The sequence below is a fragment of the Nonomuraea sp. NPDC049625 genome, assembly GCF_040675285.1.
Lineage (GTDB): Bacteria > Actinomycetota > Actinomycetes > Streptosporangiales > Streptosporangiaceae > Nonomuraea > Nonomuraea angiospora_A.
This window is the reverse complement of the sequence record NZ_JBFAOQ010000006.1, coordinates 153,357-179,286: the sequence shown is the minus strand read 5'-3', so window position 1 is coordinate 179,286 and position 25,930 is coordinate 153,357. Positions and strand designations below refer to the sequence as shown.

The following is a 25,930-nucleotide window of genomic DNA, read 5'->3' as shown; positions in this document are numbered from 1 at the left end:
CTGGTTCAGCTCAGTGCGGCGGCGGCCCGCTCCCGGAGCAGGGCCTCATGGGCGGGGTCGGTGTTCAGGGTGACGGTCAGCCCGGCTTCGGCGGCGTCGGAGAGGACCGCCAGCAGCGTGGCGAACTGCTCGGGAGGCTCGTCGCCGAGCAGTTCCTCGGCGTGCGCCACGAACAGGGCGACGGCGCCGGTGTCGCGCAGCGAGTCGGTGAGCGCGTCCCAGTTGCGGCCGAAGTAGGCGGGCAGGCGCAGCACCCGCGCCACCTCCTCGAAGAAGGCGGCGCGGGTCCGGCAGGCCCGCCCGTCGACCACCGCCGGCGCCGGGCCGGTGGACACCGTGAGCCAGGACGGCAGCGGACGTTCGGCGGAGGTCATGGGCGTGCGTCCCTACAGGCGGTAGAAGTCGGTGTAGTGGTTGGGCGAGAACCACACCACGCCGGTGCTGCGGTTCACGACGATCCGGTAGGCGTCACGCGCGGCCCCGCGCGCCCGGGAGTACACGTCGTACTCATAGTAGGTGGCGCCGCTGGGCAGCTGGCCCTCGCGGTTGTAGAAGCGCCCGCCGGTGTAGTTGTAGCGGCCGTCCGGCCAGGAGTACCAGCCGCTGGAGGTGGGGTAGCCCTTGGAGGCCCAGGTCGAGCTGGCCGAGCGCGCGTCGGAGCACCGCGAGATGGTGCAGGAGTTGTAGACCGACGCGTTGGCGGGGGTGATGCCGACCAGGCCGATGAGGGACACGAAGGCGGTGAGGACGACGGTGAGCCTCACCGGCCAGGAACGTCCGGAGCGTTGCGGGGTGTGCACGAAGCCTCCTCGTGGGGGGTGCGACGGACACCGCAATGATCCCCGCAGAATGGGGCAAATAACGACAAAGATCACTAAAGGAAAGATGAACACTCGGAATTGGTCCAATCGGTCGGACCGCAAATGGCCCATCTCATAGGGCCGAATGGCCCATAGCCTCCTGGACATGCAATCCAACACCGTCCTGACCCTCCTTCAGGAGCAGCACCCCACGGTCCCCGAAGGGGCCTGCTCGATGACCGCCCTGATCGAGCTGCCACCGGGGGACCCGGGCACCCCGCCGCACCGCCACGCCGGCCCGGTCTTCGGCTACATGCTCGAAGGAGAAATGATCTTCGAGCTGGAGGGCGAGCCCGAGCGGGTCATCCGCGCCGGCGAGGCCTTCTGGGAGCCGGGCGGTGACGTCATCCACTACCAGGCGGCCAACAACCTCCCCGACACGTGGAGCCGTTTCGTCGTCGTGATGCTGTGCGCCCCGGGCGAGCCGATGCTCACCCTGGTCGGCGAGGAAGAGCTCGAACGCCGCCGCGACCGCCGCGCCCCACGCGGCTGACCGCTCATGAGGGGGCGTCGGTGCGGCCCCTGGGGTGGCGTCCGCGCCAGATCAGGAAGACGGCGCAGGACACCAGCGACCACGCCCCCAGCACCAGGAACGGCATCAGGCTCTGGTGGTCGCGGAAGTAGACGGCGGTGTGCTGGGCGTTGACCGACGCCCCCGGCGGCAGCCAGCGGCCGATGACGCCCAGCGGTGACGGCAGCAGCGGCCACGACACCGCCCCGCCGGAGGAGGGGTTGCCCAGCAGCACCATCAGCCCCCAGGTGGGAAGCATCGCCCAGCGTCCGAGGAAGGTGTGGAACATGGTGAACACCATCCCCGTCGCGAACATGGTCAGCGCCAGGATCAACCACGACTCCAGGACCGGCAGCTTCAACGCGCCCAGCAGCCAGTCCACGATCGCCACGATGGCGAACGCCCCGAGCCCGGCGTAGGCGGCGGTGAAGGCGATCCGCTCGCCGGGATTGAGCTGGGCGGCGTTGGCGCTCAGCTGGGCCGCCCCGGTGAACCCGATGATCACGGAGGCGAGCGTGATGTAGAAGATCGCCAGGCCGCGCGGGTCGGCCCGCTGGAGCGGCTTGATGTCCCTCATCGTGAGGCGCACCCCCACCCGGGCGGCGACGCGCGGAGCCTGCTCGACGAGCAGCAGCGCCACCGACGCGCCCGAGGCGCTCGAGACGTCCATCTCGACGTCGTTCCCGCGCACCGCGAATATGGCGAAGGCCCGCTGCTCCTCGATGGCCCTGACGGCGTCGGCGTACGTCCGCTGGAAGCGCAGGACGAGCGAGGACTCCAAAGACTGCTCCAGACCGGCGACGAAGGCCTTCCCGCGTACGGTCTGGGCGCTGACGCCGACGACCGCCACGGGCATGTGGTGCGGCGTCGGGGAGGCCATGGCGTACGTGTACGACCCGGCGAACAGCCCCGCCCCCGCCGAGAGGATCAGCGCCAGGACGGACGCGGGAAAGTACGGCGATCGCTTGAAGGCCGCCCACCAGTCACCCATGCGCCCACGCTAGGCAGGCGCCCGCCGGTCAGGGCCGCTGACATTCCCTCCGTGACGGCTAGCGAAGCCTTTCGTGACGGGCCCGTTCCCAGAACGCGCCGGCCCGCGGTCGAGCACGTGGCGGACCGGCCGTCGCCGTGCGGAGCGGGCGGTTATCCGGCCGCCGCCGTGCGCAGCGCGCGGTAGAGCAGGCGGCTGTCGCCCAGGTGGTGGCGCAGGAGCTTCTCCAGGCCGCCGATGGGGACCAGGTTCTGCGGCGCGCGCGGGTCCTTGTAGTCCACGCCGGCCAGCGGCGGCAGGGCGAGGGTGACCGCGTCGGCCAGCCGTACGACCTGGGCCGGTTCCAGCTCGGCGCTGGCCTCGCAGCGCGCCACGCCCGCCCACGGCGCCGACGACTGGACGGGAAGCCGCAGGTACCAGGCGTGCCGCCGCCAGCTCGTGCCCATCAGGAACACGGGCGTGCGCTGGCCCGGCGCGAGCGCGGCGACCACCGCGGACTGCGGCGGCGGCAGGTAGGCGGTGTGGTGGGTCTTGATGTAGCCGATCGTGCGCGGCAGGTGCGTACGCCCCCGCAGCGGCCCGTCCACCAGCAGCAGGTCGTCGCCGCGGTCGCGGTGCCGCACCGCCAGGTCCACCTCCAGCTGGGTGACCAGCCGCTGCAACGCCAGGGACAGCTCCTCGAAGCTCGCGTCGGCGGCCTTGCTGGGCTCGTACGTGGCGTGCGTGGTCTTGACCTCGGGCGTGTGCGGCGAGGCGGAGATCAGCGACCGGTTGACCTGGATGGCCGCGAGGTCGGCGCCGTCCGGGCCGCAGCGGACGATGCCGGCCGCGTACGACGCCGCGATCCCCGGGACGGGCATGGGCGCGTCGGGATCGTCGACCCACACGCGGGCGTCGATCCTGCGGACCCCGTCGGCCACCAGCAGCGTTTCGGGAGGGGAGGCGTCGGGCCCGGGCGTGACGGGCTTCCAGTCGGCGGCCGGCCGCTCGATGTCGATGACCAGCTCGGCGCTGGTGGCGCCCATCTCGGAGAGGTTCTCGACGGCGAGGGCGGCGGCGTAGCCGGGGTCCCACGGGTCGACGGTGAATCCCGTCATGGAGCGATGGCCGCCTTCCGCACGTGGGAGCCCTTGCCGTCGCGCCTGACCTCGAAGCGCACCGGCACGCGATCGGCCAGCGCGGGCACGTGCGTGACGACGCCGATCAGGCGGTCCTGGCCGGCGGCCAGGCGTTCGAGGGTGCCGGCAACGGTGTCGAGCGTGGCCGGGTCGAGCGTGCCGAACCCCTCGTCCAGGAAGATCGAGTCCAGGCCCCGGGCGACGGCGCCGGACAGCGCCAGGGCCAGCGCGAGGGCGGCCTGGAAGGTCTCGCCGCCGGAGAGGGTACGGGCGCTGCGCCGCAATCCGGCCTCGCCGTAGTCGATGACCTCGATGTCGCCGGTCTTGTCGCCGAGGGCCAGCTCGTACTGGCCGTCGGACAGCTCGCGCAGCGTGTCGGAGGCCGAGGCGACCAGCACGGCCAGGGCCTCGGCGCACAGCCAGCGCTCGAAGGCGTTGGCCCGCAGGCGCAGGGCGAGCTCGTGGGCGACCTTGGCCTCGTGCTCCTTCCCGGAGGCCTGGAGCTCGAGGTCGGCGGCGCGCTTGCGCTCCTCCTTGAGGCGCTCGAGGGCGCTGTCGGCGCGGGCGACGGTCCCGGCGACGGCGGCGCCGAGCTGGTCGGGCGAGGCGTCGCGCGGGGCGACCACGCCGTGCTCGGCCAGCCGCTCGGTCAGCCGGCGGCGGTCGGCCGTGAGCCGGGCGCGGGCCTGCGCGAGCTGCTCCTCGCGTTCGGCCAGCTCGGCGCGGGCGGCCTGCGCGGCCCGGTCCCGCCAGCCGAGCAGCTCGGTCCACGCCCGGTGCAGGTCGCGCCGGTCGAGGAGCGGCGGCGGGTCCTCCTGCCGGCCGGAGACGAGCAGCCGGTCGCGGGCCGCCTCCAGCTCCCGCCAGGCGCTCTCGGCCTGCCGCTCGGTGCGCTCGGCGCCGGCCCGCGCCTCGTCCAGCTTCCCGCGGGCGGCGCGCAGCGCCCTGCGTGCCTGGGTGGCCAGCTCGTCGGCCTTGGCGATCGCGGCCAGCCGGCCTTCGAGCTCGGCCCGGTCCCCGGGGGCGGGCAACGCGGCCAGCTCGGACTCCGCCCGCTCGGCCTGCGTGGTGAGCATCGACGCCGAGGTCTCGGCCCGCGCGTGGGCGGCCCTGGCGCGCTCGGCGCGTTCGCGCGTGCCCGCGAGGACGCGGTCGGCGGCGCGGATGTCGGCGGGCGGCTCGTGTCGGGGCAGCTCGGAGACGGGGTGCCGGCAGACCGGGCACGGCTCGCCCACGGCCAGCCGCGGGACCAGGTGGGCGGCCGCGTGGGCGTCGCGCAGCCGTTCCCGCTGGGTCTCGGCGGCGGTCAGCGCCTCTTCGGCGGCTTCCCGCGCGCCGGCCAGGTCCCGCAGCGACGCGGCGGCCGTCGCGGCCTCGGCGCGGGCGCGGGCGGCGTCGGCGGCCAGGCGCTCGCGAGCGTCCAGCGCGGTCAGCGCCGACCGAGGCGCGCCCCGGTCGCCCAGCGCTGCCAGCGCCTCGTACGCCTCGTGGTCGTCGGCCTCCAGCGTGGCCACCTCGCCGGTCAGCGCCTCGACCGCCTCGGCGGCGGCGCGGCGGGCGGAAGCCAGCGTGGGCACGGCGGCGGGCATGCGCAGCGCCGACAGCATCGACCGGCGCTCGGCCATGGCGGCCAGCTCCTGCTCGGCCCGGCGGATGTCGCCCTCGCGGGCCCGCAGCAGGTCCAGGTCGGCGCCGATGGTCTCGGCCAGCCGCCGCAGCGCCTCCAGCCGCTCCGCCAGCTCCCGCTCGGCCTCCGCGGTCGCGCCGGACAGCTTGGTGAGCTGGTCGCGGGCGAAGGAGGCGGCCTGCTTGGCGGCCTCCTCCTCGCGGGCGGCGCTCTGCCTGATCCGCTCGTAGACGTCGGCGTCGAGCAGCTGCACCAGCAGGTCCTGCCGCTCGCGCGGCGCCGCGTGCAGGAACTCCGCGAAGCGCCCCTGCGGCAGCACCACGCACTGGGTGAAGAACCGATATTCCAGCCCGGTCACCCGCTGCGCCTCCGGGGTGACGTTCTCGCCCTCGGCGAGCGGCTTGACCACCGCGTCGAACGCCTGCTCGAGCGGCGAGGCCGGGTCGAGCTCGTCGAGCCTGGCCTCCTTGGTGCGCACCGCGCCCTTGGCGTCGCGCACCATCGACCGGGCCACGCCGAAGCGCCGCCCGTTGCTGTCGAACACCATCGCCACCTTGCCGGCCGCGACGGACGGGGCCAGGGCGTGGGCGATGGAGTTCTCCCTGCCCCAGCGCGGCACCGTGCCGTACAGGGCAAAGCAGATCGCGTCGATGATCGTGCTCTTGCCGGCGCCGGTCGGGCCCACGAGCGCGAAGTATTCGGTGTCGGAGAAGTCGACGGTCACCGGCTCGCGGAAGCTGCCGAAGTGGTCCAGGTGCAGCAGGAGGGGTCGCATCAGCCGGTCACCTCGTCGTAGAGCCGGTCGAACAGCGTGGCCACCTGCTCGTCGTGGCGGCCGGTGGCGGTCAGGTATTCGCGGAACAGCTCGCGCGGGCTGCGCTCGGCCGAGCCGGTCCTGCGCGTGGCGGGCACCGGCCGGAACCGCTCGTCCAGGACCACGTCAACAGCGCCGTTCAGCAGGCCGCGCACGTCGTCGGCGAGGCCCACGCGGGGTTTCTCCTCCACGATCACCTTGAGCCAGTCGTCGCCCGGCTCGATGGCCTCCAGCTGCTCCAGCGTGCCGCGCACGGTGCGCAGCCGCCGCGCCGAGGTGAAGGCCAGCTCCCGCACCACGGCAGGCTTGCCCGGGGTGACCTCGACCAGCAGCGCCCCCGGGGTGTTGCCCTCCTCGCCGAAGTCGACGGCCAGCGGCGAGCCGCTGTACCAGATCGGGCACGGGCCGGGGATCTGCTGGCGGCGGTGCAGGTGGCCGAGGGCGGCGTACTGGGTGGCGGTCGGGAACGCGGTCGGCTCGAAGTAGTAGGAGAAGATCGACTGCGCCTCCCGCTCGCCGCCGCCGAGCGCCCCGCCGGGCAGGGTGCCGTGGGTGGTGACCAGGTTGACGGTGTCGGCGTGGAAGCCGGCGGTGAGCGCGCCGATCAGCTCGCCGATGCGGGCGGCGTAGTCGCGGTTGTGGTCGGCGGCGGTGCCGGTGAGGACCTCGGCGGCGCGTACGACGTAGCGGTGCGACAGGAACGGCAGCACCGCCAGCCGCACCGGCTCGCCCGAGCGCGCCGTGAAGGCGAGCGTGCCGCCCGCGTCCGGGCGCCGGAACGAGCCGATGACGTGCAGGCCCAGCTTGCCGAGCACCGGCCGGTAGACCTCCAGCAGCTGCGGGTTGTCGTGGTTGCCGGCCAGCACGACCACGTCCCTGCCGTCGCCGCGCAGCGCCATGAGCGCGTTGAGCACCAGCGACTGGGCCTCGGGCGTGGGCGCCGAGGTGTCGAACAGGTCGCCGGCCACGATGACGGCGTCGACGTCGTGGGTGCGGGCGGCGGCGACGAGCTCGCGCAGCACCTCCCGGTGCTCGTCGAAGCGGGGGCGGCCCTTGAGCACCTTGCCCACGTGCCAGTCCGCGGTGTGCAGGATCTTCACGAAACCACCTGTGGTCAGAAGGGCGGGATGTCGTCTTCGACGCCGGGCAGGCCCTGGAACGGATCGGCCGAGACCTTCGCCGGCTCGGTCGCGGCCTCGGACGGCCGGGTCGCCCAGGCCGGGAAGGGGAAGGCGACGGCCAGCGGGACCGGGATCTCCGGCTGGGCGACGAACATGGTGCCGGGCTTGGCGATCGTGGCGCGCTCCCTGACGGCCGGGGGCAGCCAGCCGTACTCGGACCGGGCGGCCTCGGCCGGGTCGAGGCGGCCGGCGACGCGTACGGCGCTGTTGGAGACGATGCGCCGCTCCACCTCCGAGGCGGTCTGCTGGGCGCCGATGAGGATGACGCCCAGCGAGCGGCCCCGCTCGGCCACGTCCAGGAGGATCTCCTTGATCGGGGAGTCGCCCTCGCGCGGGGCGTACTTGTTGAGCTCGTCGAGCACCACGAACAGCAGCGGCCGGGCCGTGCCCGAGGACTCCTTGCGGTGGAACTCGCCGCGCAGCACCACGCCCACCACGAACCGCTGCGCCCGCTCCGGCAGGTTGTGCAGGTCCACGATCGACACCTGCGCGTCGGAGGTGCGGACCGAGTGGTTGCGGTAGAACGGCAGGTCGCCCCGGACGATCGGGGACAGCGGCCGCACGGCGCTGCGGAGCCTGCGCAGGAACGCGTTGACGGTGCCGAGCGGCGTCTGCGCGCCGGTCCACTCGCCGCGCGTGCCCTCGTCCTGGAGCTCGTCGGACAGCAGCTCGACGAGGTCGGTGAACGTACGGCAGGACGTGCCCCGCACCATGATCGCGCCGCCGTCGCCGACCGGCTCGGCCCACGCCTTCAGCCGGGCGGCGACCTGGCCGACCAGCAGGGAGTAGCCGGCCCGCTCGTCGTCGGAGTCGGCGAACACGAAGCGCAGCAGCTCCTCCTGGCAGAACTCGACCAGCGTCCAGTAGAAGGAGCTCACCCCCTGCGTACGCGCGGAGACGTGCGGCACGCCGTTGGGGTCGTTCGGCCGGGGCGGGGCGAAGACGTGGACGCTGCCGAACGCCCTGGCGGGCAGCCCCAGCCGGGCGTAGACGCCTCTGGCGCGCTCGTCGAGCCGCACGTTGTCGTGGTCGAGGAAGAGCAGGTCCTCACCCTTGACGGAGAAGATCAGCGCCTTGGTGTTGGCGGCCTCTCCCTCCAGCACGCCCGAATTGAAGATCGAGTAGAGCAGGAAGGTCGCGAAGGAGGTCTTGGTGGCCACGCCGGAGACGCCGGAGATCGACACGTGGGCGCCGCGGGTGCCGTCGAGGAAGTCGAAGTTGACGTAAAGCGGCTGGCCGTCGCGGCCCATGCCCAGGGGGATGCGGCGGTCCATCACGTCGAAGTAGAGGGCCTGGTCGCGGTCGCCCGAGCCGGCCAGGAAGACCTTGGAGCCGGGCAGCGGCGGCACGAACACCTCCGGCTCGACCCGCGTCACCCGCACCTCCGCCACCTCGACCACGGCGGCCGGCAGCGCGCCGTCGGCGATCAGGAAGACGTCGGAGTCGTACGCGGCGCCCTCGTGCCTGGCCTCCACGGTCGTCACCACGCCCGCCACGAGCACGGTACCGTGGCCGGGCACCTCGCGCCTGGTCACCACCACGTCGTCGAGCTGGACGACCTTGCCCGGCTCCAGGCCGACCCAGAACGACAGCGGCGAGGCCGCCTGCGTGCCGAGCACCCGCCCGACGGCCTCACCCGCTGTGGCCGCCGCTGTGCTCACCTGATGGTTTACCGCCCCGTTGACCGTCACTCATCCCTCCGCCCCCACGAAACGCCCTTCTAAAGGAGCGTAGTGGCCCCGAGGTGTGCGTCCGGCGCATTTCACGTGCGCTATCGCCCTGTGGGATCACATGGTTGACACTTGCCCGGTGAGCAGAAAAGATACGGTCGTCCGTACAACTGGGGCGGAGACGTCATGACCGACTGGGAACGCAGGCTGGCGCTCGACCCGTCAGCCGCGGTGCCGCTCTACTACCAGCTGCGCGAGCGCCTGCGGGCGGTGATCCGCGACTGCGAGCCCGACACGATGATCCCCGCGGAGAAGGACCTGATGGTCTACGCGGGCGTGAGCAGGGCGACGGCCCGGCGGGCGATCGGCGACCTGGTCCAGGAAGGGCTGCTGGTGGCCAGGCAGGGGAGCGGCACCTACACCGCCCCGCAGGCCGTGGCCCCCGAGCTGGGCTCGCGGCCGGTCGGGTTCACCGAGACGATGGCGCGGCTGGGCCGCAAGCCCGCGACGCGGCTGCTCAAGGCCCACCTCCAGCAGGCCGGGTCCGACGCCGCCGCCGCGCTCGGCGTGCGGGAGGACCAGGAGATCGTCTTCGTCGAGCGGCTGCGCCTGCTCGACGGCGTGCCCTGCATGCTCGAAAGCGCCCACCTGCCCGTCGAGCTGGTCCCCGGCATCCTCGACGAGGACCTCACCGGCTCCCTCTACGACCTGCTGCGCACCAAGTACGGCCTCACCCCCGCGAGCGGCCGGGAGACGATCGGCGCGGTCAACGCCGACTACCGGCTCGCCGAGCTGCTGCGCGTGCCCATGGCCGCGGCCCTGCTGGCCACCGCCCGCAGCACGTGTACCGAGAGCGGGATCGCCCTCGAATACACCATCCGCCACGCCCGCGGCGATCTCACCGTGTTCTCCGTGGAGCTCAACGACCCCAACAACGCACTCATGGGCCAGTAAAACCCCCATACCGGGAGGTCGAGCATGACCAGGTTGACCCGCCGTGCCCTGCTCAGAACCGCCACCCTCGCGACGGCGTCCGGCCTGCTCGCCGCCTGCGGCTCGGAACCGGCCGCCACGGTCCCCGCCGACGGGGTGCCGCGCGGGAAACTCTCCGTCTGGCTGCACCAGACCAAGGCGTACGACAAGGTCTTCAACCCGCTGCTGCGCAGCTACATGCAGGAGTTCGGCGGCGTCGACATCACCCCCTTGTACGTGCCGGTCGACAAGCTCGACGCCAAGCTGCTGACCGCGTTCGCCGGCGACGTCCCGCCCGACCTGGTCAAGATCGGCGGCTGGACGATCCCGGGCCACGCCCGCAAGGGCCGCCTCGCCCCGATCATCCCCAAGGCCATGGGCGTGGCCGACGAGAAGGCGCTGGTCCAGGCGTACGACGAGCACGCGATCGGCTCGCTGTCGTACGAGGGCAAGCTGTACGGCGTCCCCATCGACTACACGATCTGCTACCTCTACTACCGCAAGGACAGGTTCGCCGAAGCCGGGCTCGACCCGGACAAGCCGCCCACCACCTGGGAGGAGGTCGCCGAGTACAGCAAGCGGCTGACCTCGGCCGACGGCAAGAAGGTGGGCCTGCAGTGGATCCTGGGCAGCCCGCAGTGGACGCTGATGCAGCTGCTCGCCCTGGTCAAGGGCAAGGGCGGCACGATACTCAGCCCCGACGCCACCAAGGCCACGCTCGCCTCGGACGCCGGGGTCGAGGCCCTGCGCTACTACGGCAGCCTGGGCAACCCCAAGCTGTCGAACCCGCTGTCCGGCTTCGGGCTGTTCGCCACCGGTGAGGCGGCCATGCTGGTGTCCGGGCTGTTCGCGATGGACCTGTTCCCGACGCTGAACCCCAAGCTGACCTTCGGCAAGGGCTTCGACATCGCGCCGATGCCGCGCTGGGAGTCGGGCCGGCCGGTCGCCCCCGCCTACACGTGGGGCTGGGCGGTCGCCCAGAAGTCCAAGCTCCAGTACACCGCCTGGCACTTCATCGACTACCTCCAGCGCGAGGACGTCGCCGCCAGGCAGCTCAAGGACGCCAGCCTGCTCACCCCGGTCAAGGGCTGGGAGAAGCTGCCCGGGGCCGACCAGAAGGCCATCGACATCATGGCCGCCTCCGCCCCGCACGCCGACTTCGGCCCGCAGACGCCCGTCTGGAACGAGATGGCCAAGGCGCTCACCGACGCCGGCGACGCGGTGGCGTTCGGCAAGAAGACGCCCGAGCAGGCTGCGGCCGACTTCGACCAGGCGATGCGGATCGCCCTATGACGCTGTCTCTGGGGCTCGCACCTCGCGTCGCGCGGGTCTCGGGCCAGGGGCAGCGCTGGGCGGAGGCGCGCACCGGCGCCCTGCTCTCCCTCCCCGCCGCCCTGTACTTCCTGGTCTTCTGGGTCGTGCCGTTCGTGTCGGCGGTCTACCTCAGCTTCACCAGCTACGACCTCGCCGGCGCCCCAGAGTGGACGGGCCTGGACAACTACCGCAGGATGCTGGAGGACCCCGGCTTCTGGAACTCGGCCAGGGTCACCGCCGTCTACACCGCCGGCTCCGTGGTTCCGTCGATCGTGCTCGCCCTGGCGATCGCCGTGCCGCTGAGCAAGCCGGGCCGCTACAACGCCTTCCTGCGCGGGCTGATCATGATCCCGGCCGCGATGCCGCTGGTGGCCACCTCGCTGACCTGGTCGGTGATCTTCGCCGAGGACGGCCTGGCCAACGCGCTGATCGGGCTGGCCGGCGCGGAGCCGAAGCCGTGGCTGACCGACGAGGGCCTGGCGCTCTGGGCCCTGGTGATCATGACGACGTGGAAGCACCTCGGCCTGTTCGTGATCATCCTGACGGCGGGCCTCCAGGGGCTGCCGCTGAGCGTCTTCGAGGCCGCCGGGCTCGACGGAGCCGGGCCGGTGCGGATCTTCTTCCGCATCACGCTGCCGCTGCTGCGCCGCACGCTGCTGTTCGTGCTGGTCATCGCGGTGGTCGGGGCGATGCAGTCGTTCGTGCCGGCCTTCCTGCTGACCAAGGGCGGCCCGGCGGGCGCGACCGAGGTGCTGCCGCTGTACATGTGGGCGACCGGCTTCACGTTCGAGCGCATGGGCTACGCGTCGGCCATCGCGATGGTGCTGCTCGCGGCCATGCTGGCGCTGTCGATCGCGCAGTTTCCGCGTGCTGCGGGGAGGCGATGACGGGTGAAGGTCTTACGCGGGACCGTCCTGACGCTGGTCGTGGCCGTCATGCTGCTGCCGGTGTACGCGATGTTCGCGGTCTCCTCGGCTTCGGACGCGAGCGATCTCGGCGGGCTGTCGTTCGACGTCTCCCAGCTGGGCGCGCACGTGGCGCAGCTGTTCGGCCAGGGCGGCTTCCCGCTCTACCTGCGCAACAGCCTGATCCTCTCGCTCGGCATCGCGGTGCTCGAGGTGATCCTGTCCGCCGCCGCCGGGTACGCGCTCGCGCAGCTCCGATTCCCCGGCAGCCGCGCGCTGTTCGCGGTGATCGTGGGGACGCTGTCGCTGTCGCCGATCGTGGTGCTCGTGCCGATGTACCTCATCGTCAAGGCGCTGGGCTGGATCGACACCTTCCAGGGCATGATCGTGCCGTTCATGATGAGCGCCTTCGGGGTGTTCCTGGTCCGCCAGTTCGCCCTGGCGCTGCCGCGCGAGCTGCTGCTGTCCGCGCGGGTGGACGGGGCGAGCGAGCTGCGCATCTTCGCCCGCATCGGCGTGCCCCTGCTGCGGCCCGCGCTGCTGACGCTCTTCCTGCTGCAGTTCCTCGCGCAGTGGGACAACCTGCTCTGGCCGCTCATCGTGGCCAACAACCCGGGCCTGTGGCCGCTGCCGGTGGGGCTGTCGCAGCTCCAGACCGAGTACGACTTCAGCATCGGCCTGGTCAGCACCGCCGCGCTGATCACGGCGGTGCCGCCCCTGGCGCTGATGTTCCTGCTGCAGCGCTACTACGTCGCCGGGCTGACCCTGGGAGGGGTGCGCAAATGAGCTCGTACGGGGAGTGGACGACGGCGTACGGGCTGCCCGCGTTCGCGTACACGCTGGACCAGGAGCGGGACCCGCGCGCCGAGTGGGACCCCGTGCTGGACCCGCCCACGCGGCGGCACTTCGCGCACGTGGGCAACCGGCGGATCACGCTGGTGTCGGACAACTACGGGCTGAGCGACCTGTTCGACGAGCACACCGGCCTGCTGTGGCTCACCCGGGGGACCGGCGTGACCCGCATTGGCGAGCTTTCCACCGATATTTCGGGATCTGAGCGGATCTTCGGGCCGACCTTCGCCGTCGTCCGGGTGGCCGACGAGCGGGTGGCGCTGGAACGCACGGTCCTCTGCCCGGAGGGCGAGCAGCCGTGGGTGCTGATCCGGCTGCGGGTGCGCAACCTGCTCGACGCGCCGGTACGGCTGGAGGCGACCGAGGAGTGGGCGGCCAGGCCGGCCCGGGTCGAGCTCATCACCGGCGCCGCCGACGCCGACGACCCCGGGCTCGAGCTGGAGCTGATCGGCGGAGCGAGGACGCGGTCCGGGCGGCTCGTGCTCCCGCTGGAGCTGGCGGCGGGCGAGGAGCGGGTGCTGGACCTCCGTTACGGCCTGCTCGGCCCCTCGTCCGGGACCGCGACGTTCGAGGAGAGCCTGGAGGCCCTGCGCGCCCGGCTGCCGCGCGCCTCCGCCGCGCGGGCGCCCGAGGCCGAGCGGGAGATCCCGTGGCACGCCGCCCTGCTCACCGGCGCGGCCTGCGCCGACGGCGTGCTCGGCGGCCACACCCTCGACCAGGGATCCTGCTACTCCTTCCGGCACGGCTTCAACGGCGCCGCCCGCGACCCGCTCCAGCACGCGCTCCCGCTCGTCCACATCGAGCCCGACCTGGCGCTGTCCGTGCTGCGCAACACGTGCGCGTGGGGTGGACCCGACGGCGACCTGCCGTATGCGCTCGGACCGGACAAGCGGCCCTGGACCGACCTGTTCCGCCCGTCGGACCAGAACCTGTGGGCCCTGTGGCTGGCCGCCGAGTACCTCAGCGCGACGGGCGACGAGGCCGCCTTCCGCGCGGACGTGCCGTACCACCCGGTCCACGGGACCCCCGGGGTGCCGCTGCTGGAGAACCTGCGCAGGCAGTTCAGGTTCTTCGCCGAGGTGGTCGGACGGGGTGAGCACGGGCACGTCCGCATCCTCAACGCCGACTGGAACGACATGGCCATCACCGAGAGCGGCGTGCCGCGCGAGGTGATGATCGCCCAGGGTGAGTCCGTCCTCAACTCCGCCATGGCCGCCTGGGTCCTGCCGCGCTACGCGACGCTGGCCGAGCGGCTCGGCGACCACGCGACCGCCGCCGAGGCCCGCAAGCTCGGCCAGGAGTTGCGCGACCTGGTCGCGGGGGAGTGGAACGGGCGCTGGTACCGCCGCGCGTACGGCCCGGGAGCGGTCGTCGGCGACGACGATCTGTGGCTTGAGGTGCAGCCCTGGGCCATTTTGTGCGGCGCCGCCCCACCTGAGCGGGCCGTGGAGCTGCTGCGCACGATCGAGCGCACCTCAGCCGCCGATTCCCCTTTGGGCGCCCGGCTGCGCTGGCCCGCCGCCGACGCGTACGGCCCCGGCGGGGTCGGCACGATCTGGTACGCGATCAACATGACGCTCGTCTGGGCCGCCGCCGAACACCTCCCCGACCTGGCCTGGGACTGGTGGCGGCGGATGACGCTGGCCGCGCACACGGCCGCCTACCCGGACGTCTGGGAGGGCACGCTGTCGGGCCCCGACGCCTACCTGGCCCCCGAGACCGGCCGCCCCGGGCGCACCTGGGACCTGGCCGAGGTCGGCGTCGCCATGCAGGCGTACCCGGTCGCCAACCTGCACAGCCACTCCCAGCCGCTGCTGGCCTACCTGCGGCTGCTCGGCGTCGAACCCTTCCGGCGGCCGCGCGGCGGGGCCCGCTTCGCCTCCCGGGCGCTGGAGGTCGGGCCGTGACCGCGCTCGGGGTCGACGTCGGCGGCACGTCCATCAAATGGGTGACGCTGGAAGGCGACGCGGTCTCCGGCTCAGGCACCGTCCCCACGCCGCCCGGCCCCGACGAGGCGGTGAAGCTCGCGGCCTCGCTGGCCCCGCACGCCGGGTCCATCGGGATCGGGCTCCCCGGCCACGTGGACCGCGACACCGGGACCGCCCTGTTCGTCCCGAATCCGCCGGGTGACTGGGACGGCTACCCCGTGGGGGCCCGGCTGCGCGAGCTGACCGGGGTCCCCGTCTCCGTCGTCAACGACGCCCGCGCGTTCGCCCGCGCCGAGCTGGCGCTGGGCGCCGCCCGCGGGCTGGCCGACGTGCTGTTCGCCGTGCTCGGCACCGGCGTGGGCGGGGCCGTGGCGCTGCGCGGGACCGTCCTCGTCGGGCCGCGCGACAACCTCGGCGAGATCGGCCACCTGACCGTCTCCCCCTGGGGGCCGGTCTGCTGCTGCGGCAACCGGGGCTGCGTGGAGACGTTCGCCGGAGGGCCGGGCATCGTGCGGGCCTTCCGCCCGGGGACGGCGTCGGCCACCGCGGCGGAGGTGGCCGAGGCCGCCAGGGCCGGGGACGAGCGCGCGGCCCAGGTGTTCGAGCAGGCCGGATGGGCGCTCGGCGTGGCCCTGGGCGACGCGGCCGCGTTCTTCGGCGTCGGCTCGGTGGTCGTCGGCGGCGGTATCTCCGGCGCGCTCGACCTCATGCGATCCACCCTGCACAACGAACTCGCGCGCAGACGACCGCTGATCGGGGACGTCACGGTGCTGCCCGCCGTACTCGGCCCGATGGCGGGGGCCATCGGCGCCGCACTCTATGGGAGGAGATCTGGATGAAGTGGATAAGCCGCGCCATGGAGCTGCTCGGCGAGATCGAACGGACACAGGAGGACGCCCTCGCCGAAGCCGCTCGCATCGCCTCTGAGGCGATCCTCGGCGGAGGAGTGGTGCACACGTTCGGAACCGGACATTCGCGGATGGGCGTGGAGGAGATGTTCCCCCGCTACGGCTCCTACCCCGGCTTCCACCCCATCGTCGACCTGTCCACGACCTTCTACACCCAGGTGGCCGGCTCGAACGGGATGCGCCAGGCCATGTTCATCGAGCGCGTCGAAGGGCTGGCCGAGGCCATCCTGGGCAACTTCGAGCTGCGGCCGAGCGACGCGGCCATCGTCTTCAGCGTCAGCGGGCTGAACGCCGTGCCCATCGAGATGGCCATGGGCCTGCGCAAGGCGGGCCTGTCCGTCGTGGCCGTGACCTCGATGAACGAGACCATGGCCGTCGAGCCCGGACACCCCAGCGGCACCCGGCTGGCCGACCACGCCGACGTGGTGGTCGACCTGCGCACCCCGGTCGGCGACGCGCTGTGCCACGTCGAAGGGCTGGCCGAGCCGGTCGGCCCCGGCAGCACGCTGGCGGCCGTCTCCGTGGTCAACGAGATCAAGGTGCGCACGGCCGAGCTGCTGGTGGCGGGCGGCTGGACGCCGCCGGTCATCTCCAGCGCCAAGCTCGTCGGCGGACCCCGCTCCGACGAGCTGTTCGAGGCCGCCTACCTCGAACACGCCCGCCGCGCCGCCGCCGTGCTCAGGAAGCCATGAGCGCCGTCCTGGTGGCGGGCTCGGACGGCGGCATCGGCCGCGCCTGCGTGGAGGCGGTCGAGGCGTCCGGCACGAGCGCGTACGGCGTGGACCTCGCCGACGGCATCGACATCACCGAGCCCGGCGGGGTCGAGAAGGCGCTGGCCCAGGCCACGGCCCGGCACGGGCGGCTGGCCGGAGTCGTGCACGCGGTCGGCATGTCCGGCCGCAGGCTCGGCGACGGCGGCGTGACCGAGTGCACCGACGAGGCCTGGCACGAGGTGCACCGGGTCAACCACGAGTCGGTGTTCCGGCTGCTGCGCGCGGCGATCCCCGCGCTGCCCGAGGGCGGGTCGATCGTGGTGATCGGCTCGGCGCTCGGCACGTCGATCGACGACGACTTCCGCACCGTGGCCTACGCCTCGGCCAAGGGCGCGCTGATCCCGCTGATCAGGACCGCCGCCCGCGAGGCCGCGCCGCGCGGGGTGCGGGTCAACCTGGTCTCGGCCGGCCTGGTGGCCACGCCGATGAGCGTCCGCGCCCGCACGTCCGCCGCCGTCCAGGCCAGGATGCCCGCGCTGATGCCCCTCGGCGCGAGCCCCTGCGGGCCGGAGGAGATCGCGCAGGCCGTGCTGTGGCTGCTCTCGCCCGCGTCGGGGCGGACCACGGGCGCGGTCATTCCCGTCGACGGAGGGTGGCATCTGCGGTGAACGTCCTGTGGGAAGGCGACGTGGTCGTCGCCGGCGGCGGCAGCGCCGGGTGCGCGGCGGCCGTGGCGGCGGTCCGCGCCGGCGCGTCGTGCCTGCTGGTGGAGCCGTCGGGCTTCCTCGGCGGCACCGGCGTCGCCGTGCTCGACACCTTTTACGGCTTCTACGCCCCCGGCCCGGTCTCGCGGCGGGTCGTCGGCGGGATCGGCTGGGAGGTGTGCGAACGGCTCTTCTCCGCCGGAGCCGCCTTCGAGCGGCCCAACACGTACGGGGCCGGCACCGGCGTCACGTACGAGCCGGAGGAGCTCAAGCTCGTCTGGGACGAGCTCACCTCCGGCGCCGGCGTGCTGCTGCACGCGCGGGTGTGCGCGTACGTGCCGGGGACCGGGGTCGAGGTGGAGACCGTGGCCGGCCGGTTCCTGGTCAAGGCCCGGGTGGTCGTGGACGCGACGGGCGACGGCGAGGTGGCCTGGCGGGCCGGGGCCACGCTGGAGCGGCCGAGCATGCGCTCGCAGCCGATGACGGCCACGTTCCGGATGGGCGGGGTGGACCTGTCGGCCACCGGCACGGCCGAGCTGCACGCGCTGATGGCCGACGCCGACCTGCCCAGGCGCGAGGGCTCCGTGCACAGGACCGTCAACGACGGGATCGTGCACACCAACCTGACCAGAGTGATCGGGTTCGACCCGACCGACCCGTTCGAGCTGTCGCGCGCCGAACGCGAGGGACGCGCGCAGGTGCGGGAGTACGTCCGCTTCCTGCGGGCCAAGGTGCCCGGGTACGAGTCGGCGGTGCTGCTGAGCACGTCCGTGCGGATCGGGGTGCGGGAGTCGCGGCGGCTCGTCGGACGATATGTCCTGACTTCTGATGATGTGTTGGCCGGGAGGGATTTTCCCGACACGATCGCCCGGTGCGGCGCCCCCATCGAGGACCACGCCGCCGGGGCGGCCACCCGGTGGGAGTACGTGCACGACTACGGCACCTACGGGATCCCGTACCGGTGCCTGCTCCCGGTCGAGGTCGACGGGCTGATCGTCGCGGGGCGGTGCCTGTCGGCCACGCACGACGCGCACGCCTCGGCCCGGTCGATGGGGCAGTGCATGGCGATGGGGCAGGCGGCCGGGACGGCGGCGGCGCTGGCCGTACAGGCCGGGGTGGAGCCCGCGGCGGTGGACGTGGACCTGCTGCGCGCCCGGCTTCGCGAGGAAGGAGCGCTCCTGTGACGGTTCGTACGGTGCTGGGGGACGTCGAGGAGATCGGCCTCACCTATGCGCATGAGCACTTTTTCATGACCGGTGACTGGCCCGTCCGCAACGAGCCCGACTACCGGCTCGACTCCCTGGACGCCGCCGTCGCCGAGGTGACGGCGGCCCGGCGGCTGGGGCTGTCCGCGGTGGTCGAGATGACGCCGCTCGGGTTCGGCCGCAGCCCGTCGCTGATGAAGGCGCTGGCCGAGCGAACCGGGCTGCACGTGATCGCGGTGACCGGCTTCCACAAGAGCACCTACTACAGCGACGCCCACTGGCTGCACCACTACTCGCCCGACGAGATCGCCGAGCTGCTGGTGGCCGAGATCGAGCTCGGCATGGACGAGTACGGGCTGGTCGGGCCGCTGGTGCGGCGGTCGCCGGCGCGGGCGGGGGCCATCAAGATCGCGACCTCGTACCACGCGTTCGGGCGCGGGGTGGAGCGGCTGATCGGCGCGGTGGCCGCGGCCGCCGTGCGCACCGGCGTGCCGGTCGTCAGCCACTGCGACAAGGGCACGATGGGGCACGAGCTGCTGGACGCGCTGTCCTCGCACGGCGTGGAGGCCGATCGGGTGGTGCTCGGGCACATCGACCACAATCCCGACGCCGGATATCTCACGTCATTGGCGGAGAGGGGGGCGTACCTGGCCTTCGACCGCCCCGGGCGGATCAAGTACGGGCCCGACAGCGAGATCGTCGCGCTCGTCGCCGAGCTGGCCGGGCGCGGGCTGGGGCATCGGCTGCTGTTCGGGATGGACCTGGCGCGGCGGTCGTACTGGCCGGGGCTGGGCGGCGGGCCGGGGCTGACGTACCTGCTGGAGCGGTTCGTGCCGCGGCTGGAGGCGGAAGGGCTCGGCGACGCGGCCAAGGCCGCGCTGATCGCCAACCCGCGCGCCGCCTTCGCGCTACGGCCGCGCTGATCGCCAACCCGGCGCCGCCTTCGCGCTACGGCCGCGCTGATCGCCAACCCGGCGCCGCCTTCGTGCTGCGGGCGGGCCGTCAGGCGACTCGCGGGCTCAGGCGGCGTCGCCCGGGGACTCGCTTGGTGGGAGCTCGGCGGCGACGAGGTCGGCGGCGCGCACCGGGTCTCCGCTCACCCGGTCGCGGAGCCGCTCGACCGACCAGATGGAGCCTGACGCCGCCAGGGTGAGCCCGGCCTCGCAGAGCTCGCCGTACACGCCGAAGTCGAGCTCGGGCAGGCGCGCGTGCAGGGCCTCGGCCAGACCGGCGGCGAAGGCGTCGCGCGCCGCGCGCCGCGCCGGATCGCACTCGACCAGCGCATCGGTGATGCCCCGGTCCTCCTCGAAGTCCTCCAGGTACGGCACCAGCGCCGGATCCCCGAGGCAGGCGATCGCCGTCAGCGTGTTGGGGCTGAACCCGCCGTTGTCCAGCAGGCGGGCGGCATGCGGCACGACGCGGCGATCACGACGGCGGGCCAGCCCGGCGATCGCCTCCTCACGCGCCTCGGTGTCCTGATCGCCGACCCGGGCCCACAGCGCCTCCCGGATCGCCCGGCTGTCCGCCTGGCACTGGGTCCCCAGGGCGAACGTCGCCCAGTCCCGCACCTCGTCCTCGGGGTCGGTGGTCAGCCGGATCAGCGCCTCGATCACCGCGTCGTCCGCGCGGCCCAGCGGCAGCGACCACGCGACGTAGAAGCGCACGTCCTCGTCGGGGTGCTCGGCCAGGCGCAGCAGCTCGGGCACGGCCCGTACGTCGCCCGTGCAGCCCAGCGTCCGCGCGATCGAGGCGTTCACGGTGTCTTCGGTCTCGGTCGCGACCAGCTCCAGGGCCGCGAGCAGCACCGGCTCCCGCAGGGACGCCTCGACCTGCGCCACGCTGCCCAGCAGGTCGCAGCCGACCCTGCGCTCGGCGGGATCGGGTGACCGCACCAGAGCGAAACCCCGCCCCGCCGCGGTCTCCCGATCCTGCGTGGCCTTGCCCACGAGTTCCCACGCCTGGTCGTAGTCGCCCGGACAGGTGGCGTTCCTGATCAACTCGACCGCTTCGGCGATGACGTCCATGGGAGGCATGGTCGCGCGCCGAGCGCCGTGCGGCCATCCGTTTTCCTCAAGGCAGGTTCTTCTCGACCTGGTTCTGCCAGTTGGCGTTGGTGTTGATCTCGGGCGAGGTGCCCGCGAAGGCGCCGCGCGCGTACGTGTCGCCCTGGAGCTGGTACATCAGCCACGCCGTCACGTAGCCGAGGAAGCCGCCGCCCGTGCCCTGGATCGTGTTGTGGCCGGCGCCCTTGAGCAGCGCCTTGGCCGCCGCGCCCGGGACCTGGCCGTAGTACGTCTGCAGCGCCGAGTTGGGGGAGATGATCGTGTCGCTGGACCCGCTGACGAACAGCACGGGGCAGGTCAGCTGGTCCACGTGGAACGCGTCGCCCGCGCTCACCCAGATCGGGGCGGGCAGCGCGATGGGGACGACGGTGTCGATGAGCCCGCCGGACTTGGTGGCGGTGTTCACCGAACCGCCCGCGCCCTGGGAGTGGCCGACCGCGCCGACCTTGGTCACGTCGAGCTTGCCGTAGAAGACGCTGGAGCTGTCGGTGTTCCGGTCGATCAAGTACCGGGCCGCGGCGATCATCTCGGACCCGGTGCCCGTCGTGGTGTCGGTGGAGGCGACCACGGCGAACCCCCAGGAGGCCAGCTGGTTGAGCAGCCCCGGATACTGCGTGGGCACCGCGTTGGTCCCGTTGCCCCAGGTGATTATGGGGTGCTTGAAGCCGGCCGCCCCGAGGTCGGCCGGATAGTAGAGCTTGTATCCGGTCGCGTCGGCGGTCGCGACCGTCCACGGGCCCGCGACCTTGTAGTGCGCCTCGATGGTGTCCGCGGCCTGGGCGGGCCTGGCCAGGAGCCCGAGTACGAGCGCGACGGCGGCCACGACGAACTTCATACAGCCTCCATAATTTGTACGGATGACCGAAACTCTCGCTTCACAAGTGGGTCGTGTCAATGGTTGGATCGTGGCCATGGAGCACGTGCCTTCCGCGGCGGAGATGCTGGGCTGGATCGAGACCGTCGTGGGGCAGGGCGTCCGCCGCCCCGGCTACCCGGCGGACGCGTGGACCGAGCGGTGGCTGGCCGAGCGCCTGGCGGAGTTCGGCCTGGAGGTCACGCTCGAGCCGGTCGAGGTGCCGCGCTGGCAGCCGGGCACCGGGCTGCTGCGCCTCGACGACGGCACCTCGTGGACCGGCATGCCGCTGCCCCACACCGCGCCGACCGGCGGCCTGCGGGGCCGGATCGCGCGGCTCGCCGACGCCCGGCCGGGCGACATCGTCGTGGACGAGGTGACCTTCAGCGAGCTGCCGCAGTCGTACGTCAAGACGCTCGCCACCTCGGCGTACGACCCCGAGGGCGTCTTCGACACCCTCGTCCAGACGATCCCGTTCGGCCCCCGGATGATGGAGGTCGTCGAGCCCGCCCTGGCCGCCGGGGCCGCGGGCTTCATCGGCGCGCTGACCGGCCTCCCCTGGGAGACCCGCGACTACTACGTGCCGTACGACGCGGTCGAGCGGCCCATCCCCGCGCTGTGGCTGTCCGGGACGGACGCCCGCCGGCTCCTGGCCCGCCTCCCGTGCGAGGGGGAGCTGATCGCCGAGTCCGCCACCGACACCGTGATCACCCACAACGTGGTCGCCACCCTCCCGGGCAGCTCGCCCCACACGGTCATCGTCGCCTCGCACCACGACGCCCCGTGGGCCTCGGCCGTGGAGGACGCCTCCGGCCTGGCCCTCGTCCTGGCCACCGCCCGCCACTGGGCCCGCGTCCCGGCCGAGGAGCGCCCGCACAACCTGACGTTCCTGCTCACCTCCGGGCACATGGCCCACGCGGCCGGCACCCGCGCCTTCATCGACCGCCACCGGCCGGAGCTGGCCGGCGTCGTGCTCGAACTGCACCTGGAGCACGCCGCGCTCCGCTGCGAGGCGGTGGACGGCACGCTCGTGCCGACCGCCGAGCCCGAGGTCAGATGGTGGTTCACGACACGAGCCCCCCGGCTGGAGAAACTGGTCGCCGCGACGCTGGAGGCGGAGGACCTGCGGCGGTCGTTCGTCCTGCCCCCGGACGTGTTCTCGCCGATGCCGCCGACGGACGGCGCGTTCTTCCACCCCGAGGGGGTGCCGCTGGTGCACTTCCTGTCGGCGCCGATGTACCTGTTCGACTCGGCCGACACGATCGACAAGATCGACGTGGCGGGGCTGGAGCCGCTGGCCCGCGCGGCCGTCCGGATCGTGGCGGGCACCGCCGGGTGGACCCCGGCAGACCTCCGCGGGTAGCGGCGCTCCGCCGGCCATGGTCATGCTGGGGGACAACGCCCCCCAATGCCGCCAGGACGTGATCACGATGTCACAGACTCCCGTTCGGTTCTCCGAAGAGCGTTCCGAGGACGTCGTCGCGGCGTCGTTCGCCGGCGCCCGTGACGCCCGGCTGCGGCAGGTCCTCACCAGCCTCGTCCGCCACCTGCACGCCTTCGCCAAGGACGTCGAGCTCACCCAGGCCGAGCTCGACGCGGCCGTCGGCTTCCTCACCAGGACCGGGCAGACCTGCGACGGCACCCGCCAGGAGTTCGTCCTGCTGTCCGACGTGCTCGGCCTGTCGATGCTCGTCGACACCATGGCCAACCGGGCGCCCGCCGGGGCCACGGACTCCACCGTCCTGGGGCCGTTCCACATGGTCGACTCCCCGCCCCGGCGGCTCGGGGATCCGATCTCCCTGGTGCCCGGCGGCGAGCCGACGCTCGTCACCGGGCAGGTGCTCGCGGCCGGCGGCGACCCCCTCCCCGGCGCGGTCGTGGACGTCTGGCAGGCCGACGAGAAGGGCTTCTACGACGTCCAGCGGGACGACGTCCCCACCGGGCACCTGCGCGGCCTGTTCACCTGCGACGACCAGGGACGGTTCGCGTTCCGCACGATCCTTCCGGCTCCGTACCCGATCCCCGACGACGGGCCGGTCGGGGAGCTCCTGTCGGCGGCGGGTCGCCACCCCTACCGGCCCGCGCACATCCACTTCATCGCCGGCGCCGACGGCCACGCGCCGCTCACCACGCACGTGTTCGTCTCCGAGTCGCCTTACCTCGACTCGGACGCGGTGTTCGGGGTCAAGGACAGCCTGGTGCTGGACTTCGTCCGCGCCGAGGACGCGGACCTGGCGGCGGCGTACGGCGTGCCCGTCCCGTTCCGCCACGCGCATGTGGAGCTGCGGCTGCGCGAGAGCCGGTGACCTATCGGCGGCCGCGGAACGTGCGCCGCAGGTCGTCGACCCACTCCCCGGGGATCTCCCACGGGATGAAGTGGCCGCCGCGGTCGTGCACGGTCAGGTTGACGTGGTTGTACCAGGCGCCGCGGTCGCTGCCGGCGAAGTGCCGCACGCGCTGGTCGGTGGTGACGCCGGGCGGGTTCTCGTAGCCGACGAAGGTGATGCCGGTGGGGGCCTCGACGGGCGGCTGCCGGTCGTGGGAGGGGGTCCAGGGGTAGCGGTTGTTGTTGGCGTACGTGCGGATCGAGGTGCCGATCGAATTGCTCACCCAGAAGATCATGGCGTGGGTGAGCAGGTCGTCCTTGGTGAAGACCGACTCCAGGTCGCCGCCGTTGTCGCTCCAACTGGTCCAGCGCTCCAGGATCCAGGCGAGCATTCCGGCGGGCGAGTCGGTCAGGCCGTAGGCGAGCGTGCTCGGGGCCAGGACGTGAGCGGCGAGGTGGACGGCGAAGCGCCTGTCCAGGGCCACGATCCGGGCGTGGACGTCGGCGGGCAGGCCGTCGGGGATGGGCTGCCCGCCGCTGAGGTCCCAGGCCCGGTCGCCGTTGAACAGCGTGAGCTTCTGCCCGGAGCCGATGTGGATGCCGTGCAGCTCGGCGGCGTACTTGTGCCCGAGCTGCCCCGTGACCATGGCTCCGACGTCGCAGCCGGCGGCGGCGTACCTCTCGTGGCCGAGGACCTGGGTCATGAGGATGTGCCAGAGGTCGGCGACCTTCCAGAAGTTCATGTCCGGGTGGTCCGGCAGCGGCGTGGAGAAGCCGAAGCCGGGGAACGAGGGGACGATGACGTCGAAGGCCTCGGCCGGGTCGCCGCCGTGCGCGCCGGGGTCGGCCAGCGGGTCGATGACCTTGGACCAGTGCCAGAACGTCCACGGCCAGCCGTGGGTGAGGATCAGCGGCGTCGGGCTCGGGCCCACGCCGGGCTTGCGCATGAAGTGCACGGGGACGCCGTCGACCTCGACGCGGTAGTGCTCGTAGGCGTTGATCGCGGCCTCGGCCTTGCGCCAGTCGTAGCCGGTGTGCCAGTAGCCGACGAGTTCCCGCAGGTAGGCGCGGTTGACGCCGTAGCTCCAGTCGTCGTTGCCCGCGTCGTCCGGCCAGCGGGTCAGCTCCAGGCGCCGCCGCAGGTCGGCGAGCACGTCGTCGGGCACGTGGATCGGCTCCGGCGCCAGCGGGCTCCGGGTCTCGTCGCTCATCGTCGCCTCCTGCTCAGGTGCCATCGACGGCAAAATATATCAGAGATTTATTTAATTTCGTGATGTATCAGACGGCGAGGCCGAGGTCGGCGATGAAGCGGGCCAGGCCCACGCGCTTGCGGAACAGCTCGCGCAGGTCGTCGGTGACCGGCTCGCCGAGGCGCTCGGCGGGGATCGCGGTGAAGGCGCTGCGCAGGACCAGCGTGGTGACGTACCCGGCCGCGGCGTCGCCGGCGGGCACGCCTTCGTCGGCCAGCCCTCGCTGGTACGCGGCCAGGATCGCGCGATGGATCACGGGCAGCTCGCCGGGCTCGGTCAGGCCGTCGTGCGCCAGGCCCACGAGCAGCTGGCCGAGGTCGAAGCCGATCGGCACCGGGTCCTGCCAGCCCCAGTCGACGGCCACGAACCGGCCGGGGTCGTCGGCGGGCACGAGGAGGTTCTGCGGCCCGGCGTCGCCGTGCGCCATGGTGTGCGGCAGGCGGTCCGCGGCCGCGAGCAGCGCGGGGATGCGGCGGGCCAGGGTGTCCAGGTCCATCTGCAGGAGCGGGTCGGCGTGCGCGGCGACGAGCGGGTGCCGCCAGAGGGCGGGGTCGCGCAGGATGGGCAGCGAGTGCTGGGTGAGCAACTGGCCGACGTAGGTCCGCAGCGCCGTACGGGGGCGGGAGTCGTCGGCGGGACGCTGCCCGGCGAGCCGGCCCAGCGCGCGGGCCGCGGCGGCGTACCTGGTCAGGTCCCACTCCCCCGGGGCGGTGCGGACGTCCTCCAGCCACAGGTCGAGGCGCTCGTCGCCGAGGTCGTCGACCAGGAACAGGCGGGGCAGCCGCAGCCCGGGCGGGAGGGGCAGGCCGGAGGTGTACACGTCGGCCTCGGTCCGCCACGGGAACCCGGCGACGAACTCCGTGCGGGCGGGCTCGGGGATCACGTCGATGTTCGCCCAGTGCCGGGCGGAATGCAGGGATTTGACGAAGAAGGACCAGGTGCGGCCGCACGCGGTCGTGCCGCTGACCCGGCGCAGGCCGCCGGTGGACGGGGTGCCGGATGTGTGGTCGATCGGCTCCACGCGGATGGACTCCACCTCGGCGCCCTCATCGTCCAGATATTTCCGTACAAGAGGGGTGAGGTGGGCGCGGGATGGCATCGCGGTCATGTGCAGAACCGTCTCCCGCCCCGCGAGGTCCCGCATAGAGCATGGCCTACTCAAACG

General features: G+C 72.8%; 24 protein-coding genes. 13 read left to right on the top strand and 11 right to left on the bottom strand.

Translation table 11 applies throughout. The features are described 5' to 3' along the window. Nucleotides 1–5: 5 nt before the first annotated feature. Both AB0J87_RS26830 and AB0J87_RS26825 read right to left on the bottom strand, forming a co-directional pair. Nucleotides 6–374, bottom strand: a complete 369-nt coding sequence (locus AB0J87_RS26830) for a barstar family protein (protein ID WP_363969382.1) — start codon at nt 372–374, stop codon at nt 6–8. A gap of 12 nt (nt 375–386) precedes the next feature. Further along, nucleotides 387–800 (bottom strand): ribonuclease domain-containing protein, encoded by a 414-nt coding sequence (locus AB0J87_RS26825; protein ID WP_355202410.1) that lies wholly within the window; start codon nt 798–800, stop codon nt 387–389. 166 nt (nt 801–966) lie between these two features. On the opposite strand from AB0J87_RS26825, the gene AB0J87_RS26820 reads away from it, so the two are divergent. Beyond that, nucleotides 967–1,353, top strand: a complete 387-nt coding sequence (locus AB0J87_RS26820; RefSeq protein WP_363969380.1) for a cupin domain-containing protein — start codon at nt 967–969, stop codon at nt 1,351–1,353. A 4-nt stretch (nt 1,354–1,357) separates the two neighbouring features. Here the strand turns inward: AB0J87_RS26820 and AB0J87_RS26815 are convergent, their stop codons facing one another. The 5 genes from AB0J87_RS26815 to AB0J87_RS26795 all read right to left on the bottom strand — a co-directional run bounded on the left by AB0J87_RS26815 (nt 1,358) and on the right by AB0J87_RS26795 (nt 8,763). Beyond that, the gene (locus AB0J87_RS26815) at nt 1,358–2,362 is read right to left on the bottom strand and encodes an ABC transporter permease (RefSeq protein ID WP_363969378.1); all 1,005 of its coding nucleotides are present in this window, start codon (nt 2,360–2,362) and stop codon (nt 1,358–1,360) included. A gap of 152 nt (nt 2,363–2,514) precedes the next feature. Further along, a complete protein-coding gene (locus AB0J87_RS26810; RefSeq protein WP_363969377.1) occupies nt 2,515–3,459 on the bottom strand; it encodes a hypothetical protein in 945 nt (314 codons plus the stop codon). Continuing rightward, nucleotides 3,456–5,882, bottom strand: coding sequence for an SMC family ATPase (locus AB0J87_RS26805; protein WP_363969375.1), 2,427 nt, complete (start codon nt 5,880–5,882; stop codon nt 3,456–3,458). The genes AB0J87_RS26810 and AB0J87_RS26805 overlap by 4 nt, the downstream gene beginning before the upstream one ends. Further along, nucleotides 5,882–7,021, bottom strand: a complete 1,140-nt coding sequence (locus AB0J87_RS26800) for an exonuclease SbcCD subunit D (protein WP_363969373.1) — start codon at nt 7,019–7,021, stop codon at nt 5,882–5,884. The genes AB0J87_RS26805 and AB0J87_RS26800 overlap by 1 nt, the downstream gene beginning before the upstream one ends. 14 nt (nt 7,022–7,035) lie before the next feature. Beyond that, the gene (locus AB0J87_RS26795) at nt 7,036–8,763 is read right to left on the bottom strand and encodes an ATP-binding protein (protein WP_363969371.1); all 1,728 of its coding nucleotides are present in this window, start codon (nt 8,761–8,763) and stop codon (nt 7,036–7,038) included. A gap of 195 nt (nt 8,764–8,958) precedes the next feature. Here AB0J87_RS26795 and AB0J87_RS26790 point away from each other — a divergent pair, with 195 nt between their 5' ends. Genes AB0J87_RS26790 through AB0J87_RS26745 form a run of 10 tightly spaced genes read left to right on the top strand, consistent with a single transcriptional unit; the run spans nt 8,959 to nt 19,196 of the window. Further along, nucleotides 8,959–9,726 (top strand): GntR family transcriptional regulator, encoded by a 768-nt coding sequence (locus AB0J87_RS26790; RefSeq protein ID WP_350732207.1) that lies wholly within the window; start codon nt 8,959–8,961, stop codon nt 9,724–9,726. Nucleotides 9,727–9,750: 24 nt separating this feature from the next. Next, complete coding sequence (locus AB0J87_RS26785) at nt 9,751–11,037, top strand: ABC transporter substrate-binding protein (protein ID WP_363969369.1); 1,287 nt, start codon at nt 9,751–9,753, stop codon at nt 11,035–11,037. After that, complete coding sequence (locus tag AB0J87_RS26780; protein WP_363969367.1) at nt 11,034–11,945, top strand: sugar ABC transporter permease; 912 nt, start codon at nt 11,034–11,036, stop codon at nt 11,943–11,945. The genes AB0J87_RS26785 and AB0J87_RS26780 overlap by 4 nt, the downstream gene beginning before the upstream one ends. A gap of 3 nt (nt 11,946–11,948) precedes the next feature. Continuing rightward, nucleotides 11,949–12,749 (top strand): carbohydrate ABC transporter permease, encoded by an 801-nt coding sequence (locus AB0J87_RS26775; RefSeq protein ID WP_350732213.1) that lies wholly within the window; start codon nt 11,949–11,951, stop codon nt 12,747–12,749. Then, nucleotides 12,746–14,722: a hypothetical protein gene (locus AB0J87_RS26770; RefSeq protein WP_363969365.1), complete on the top strand. Its 1,977-nt coding sequence runs from the start codon at nt 12,746–12,748 to the stop codon at nt 14,720–14,722. Before AB0J87_RS26775 ends, AB0J87_RS26770 begins: the two co-directional genes overlap by 4 nt. Next, nucleotides 14,719–15,582 (top strand): ROK family protein, encoded by an 864-nt coding sequence (locus AB0J87_RS26765; RefSeq protein WP_363969363.1) that lies wholly within the window; start codon nt 14,719–14,721, stop codon nt 15,580–15,582. The genes AB0J87_RS26770 and AB0J87_RS26765 overlap by 4 nt, the downstream gene beginning before the upstream one ends. Then, a complete protein-coding gene (locus tag AB0J87_RS26760; protein WP_363969361.1) occupies nt 15,579–16,343 on the top strand; it encodes an SIS domain-containing protein in 765 nt (254 codons plus the stop codon). Before AB0J87_RS26765 ends, AB0J87_RS26760 begins: the two co-directional genes overlap by 4 nt. Next, nucleotides 16,340–17,032, top strand: a complete 693-nt coding sequence (locus tag AB0J87_RS26755) for an SDR family oxidoreductase (RefSeq protein WP_363969359.1) — start codon at nt 16,340–16,342, stop codon at nt 17,030–17,032. Before AB0J87_RS26760 ends, AB0J87_RS26755 begins: the two co-directional genes overlap by 4 nt. Continuing rightward, nucleotides 17,029–18,252, top strand: a complete 1,224-nt coding sequence (locus AB0J87_RS26750) for an FAD-dependent oxidoreductase (protein ID WP_363969357.1) — start codon at nt 17,029–17,031, stop codon at nt 18,250–18,252. Before AB0J87_RS26755 ends, AB0J87_RS26750 begins: the two co-directional genes overlap by 4 nt. Further along, nucleotides 18,249–19,196, top strand: coding sequence for a hypothetical protein (locus AB0J87_RS26745; RefSeq protein ID WP_363969356.1), 948 nt, complete (start codon nt 18,249–18,251; stop codon nt 19,194–19,196). Before AB0J87_RS26750 ends, AB0J87_RS26745 begins: the two co-directional genes overlap by 4 nt. A 96-nt stretch (nt 19,197–19,292) precedes the next feature. Here AB0J87_RS26745 and AB0J87_RS26740 read toward each other — a convergent pair whose 3' ends face one another. Both AB0J87_RS26740 and AB0J87_RS26735 read right to left on the bottom strand, forming a co-directional pair. Continuing rightward, the gene (locus tag AB0J87_RS26740; RefSeq protein ID WP_363969355.1) at nt 19,293–20,297 is read right to left on the bottom strand and encodes a HEAT repeat domain-containing protein; all 1,005 of its coding nucleotides are present in this window, start codon (nt 20,295–20,297) and stop codon (nt 19,293–19,295) included. 46 nt (nt 20,298–20,343) lie between these two features. Next, nucleotides 20,344–21,171 carry an alpha/beta hydrolase gene (locus AB0J87_RS26735; RefSeq protein ID WP_363969353.1) on the bottom strand — a complete coding sequence of 276 codons (828 nt, stop codon included), beginning with the start codon at nt 21,169–21,171 and terminating at the stop codon, nt 20,344–20,346. A gap of 76 nt (nt 21,172–21,247) precedes the next feature. Here AB0J87_RS26735 and AB0J87_RS26730 point away from each other — a divergent pair, with 76 nt between their 5' ends. Then, the gene (locus tag AB0J87_RS26730; protein ID WP_363969351.1) at nt 21,248–22,552 is read left to right on the top strand and encodes a M28 family peptidase; all 1,305 of its coding nucleotides are present in this window, start codon (nt 21,248–21,250) and stop codon (nt 22,550–22,552) included. A 67-nt stretch (nt 22,553–22,619) separates the two neighbouring features. Continuing rightward, nucleotides 22,620–23,495, top strand: coding sequence for a dioxygenase (locus tag AB0J87_RS26725; protein WP_363969349.1), 876 nt, complete (start codon nt 22,620–22,622; stop codon nt 23,493–23,495). Between the two features lies 1 nt (nt 23,496). Here AB0J87_RS26725 and AB0J87_RS26720 read toward each other — a convergent pair whose 3' ends face one another. After that, on the bottom strand, nt 23,497–24,750 hold the full coding sequence (locus tag AB0J87_RS26720) for an epoxide hydrolase (RefSeq protein WP_363969347.1): 1,254 nt from the start codon (nt 24,748–24,750) through the stop codon (nt 23,497–23,499). 43 nt (nt 24,751–24,793) lie between these two features. Then, entirely contained in the window at nt 24,794–25,873 is a 1,080-nt protein-coding gene (locus AB0J87_RS26715; protein ID WP_363969345.1) for a hypothetical protein, read from the bottom strand. Between the last annotated feature and the right edge of the window lie 57 nt (nt 25,874–25,930).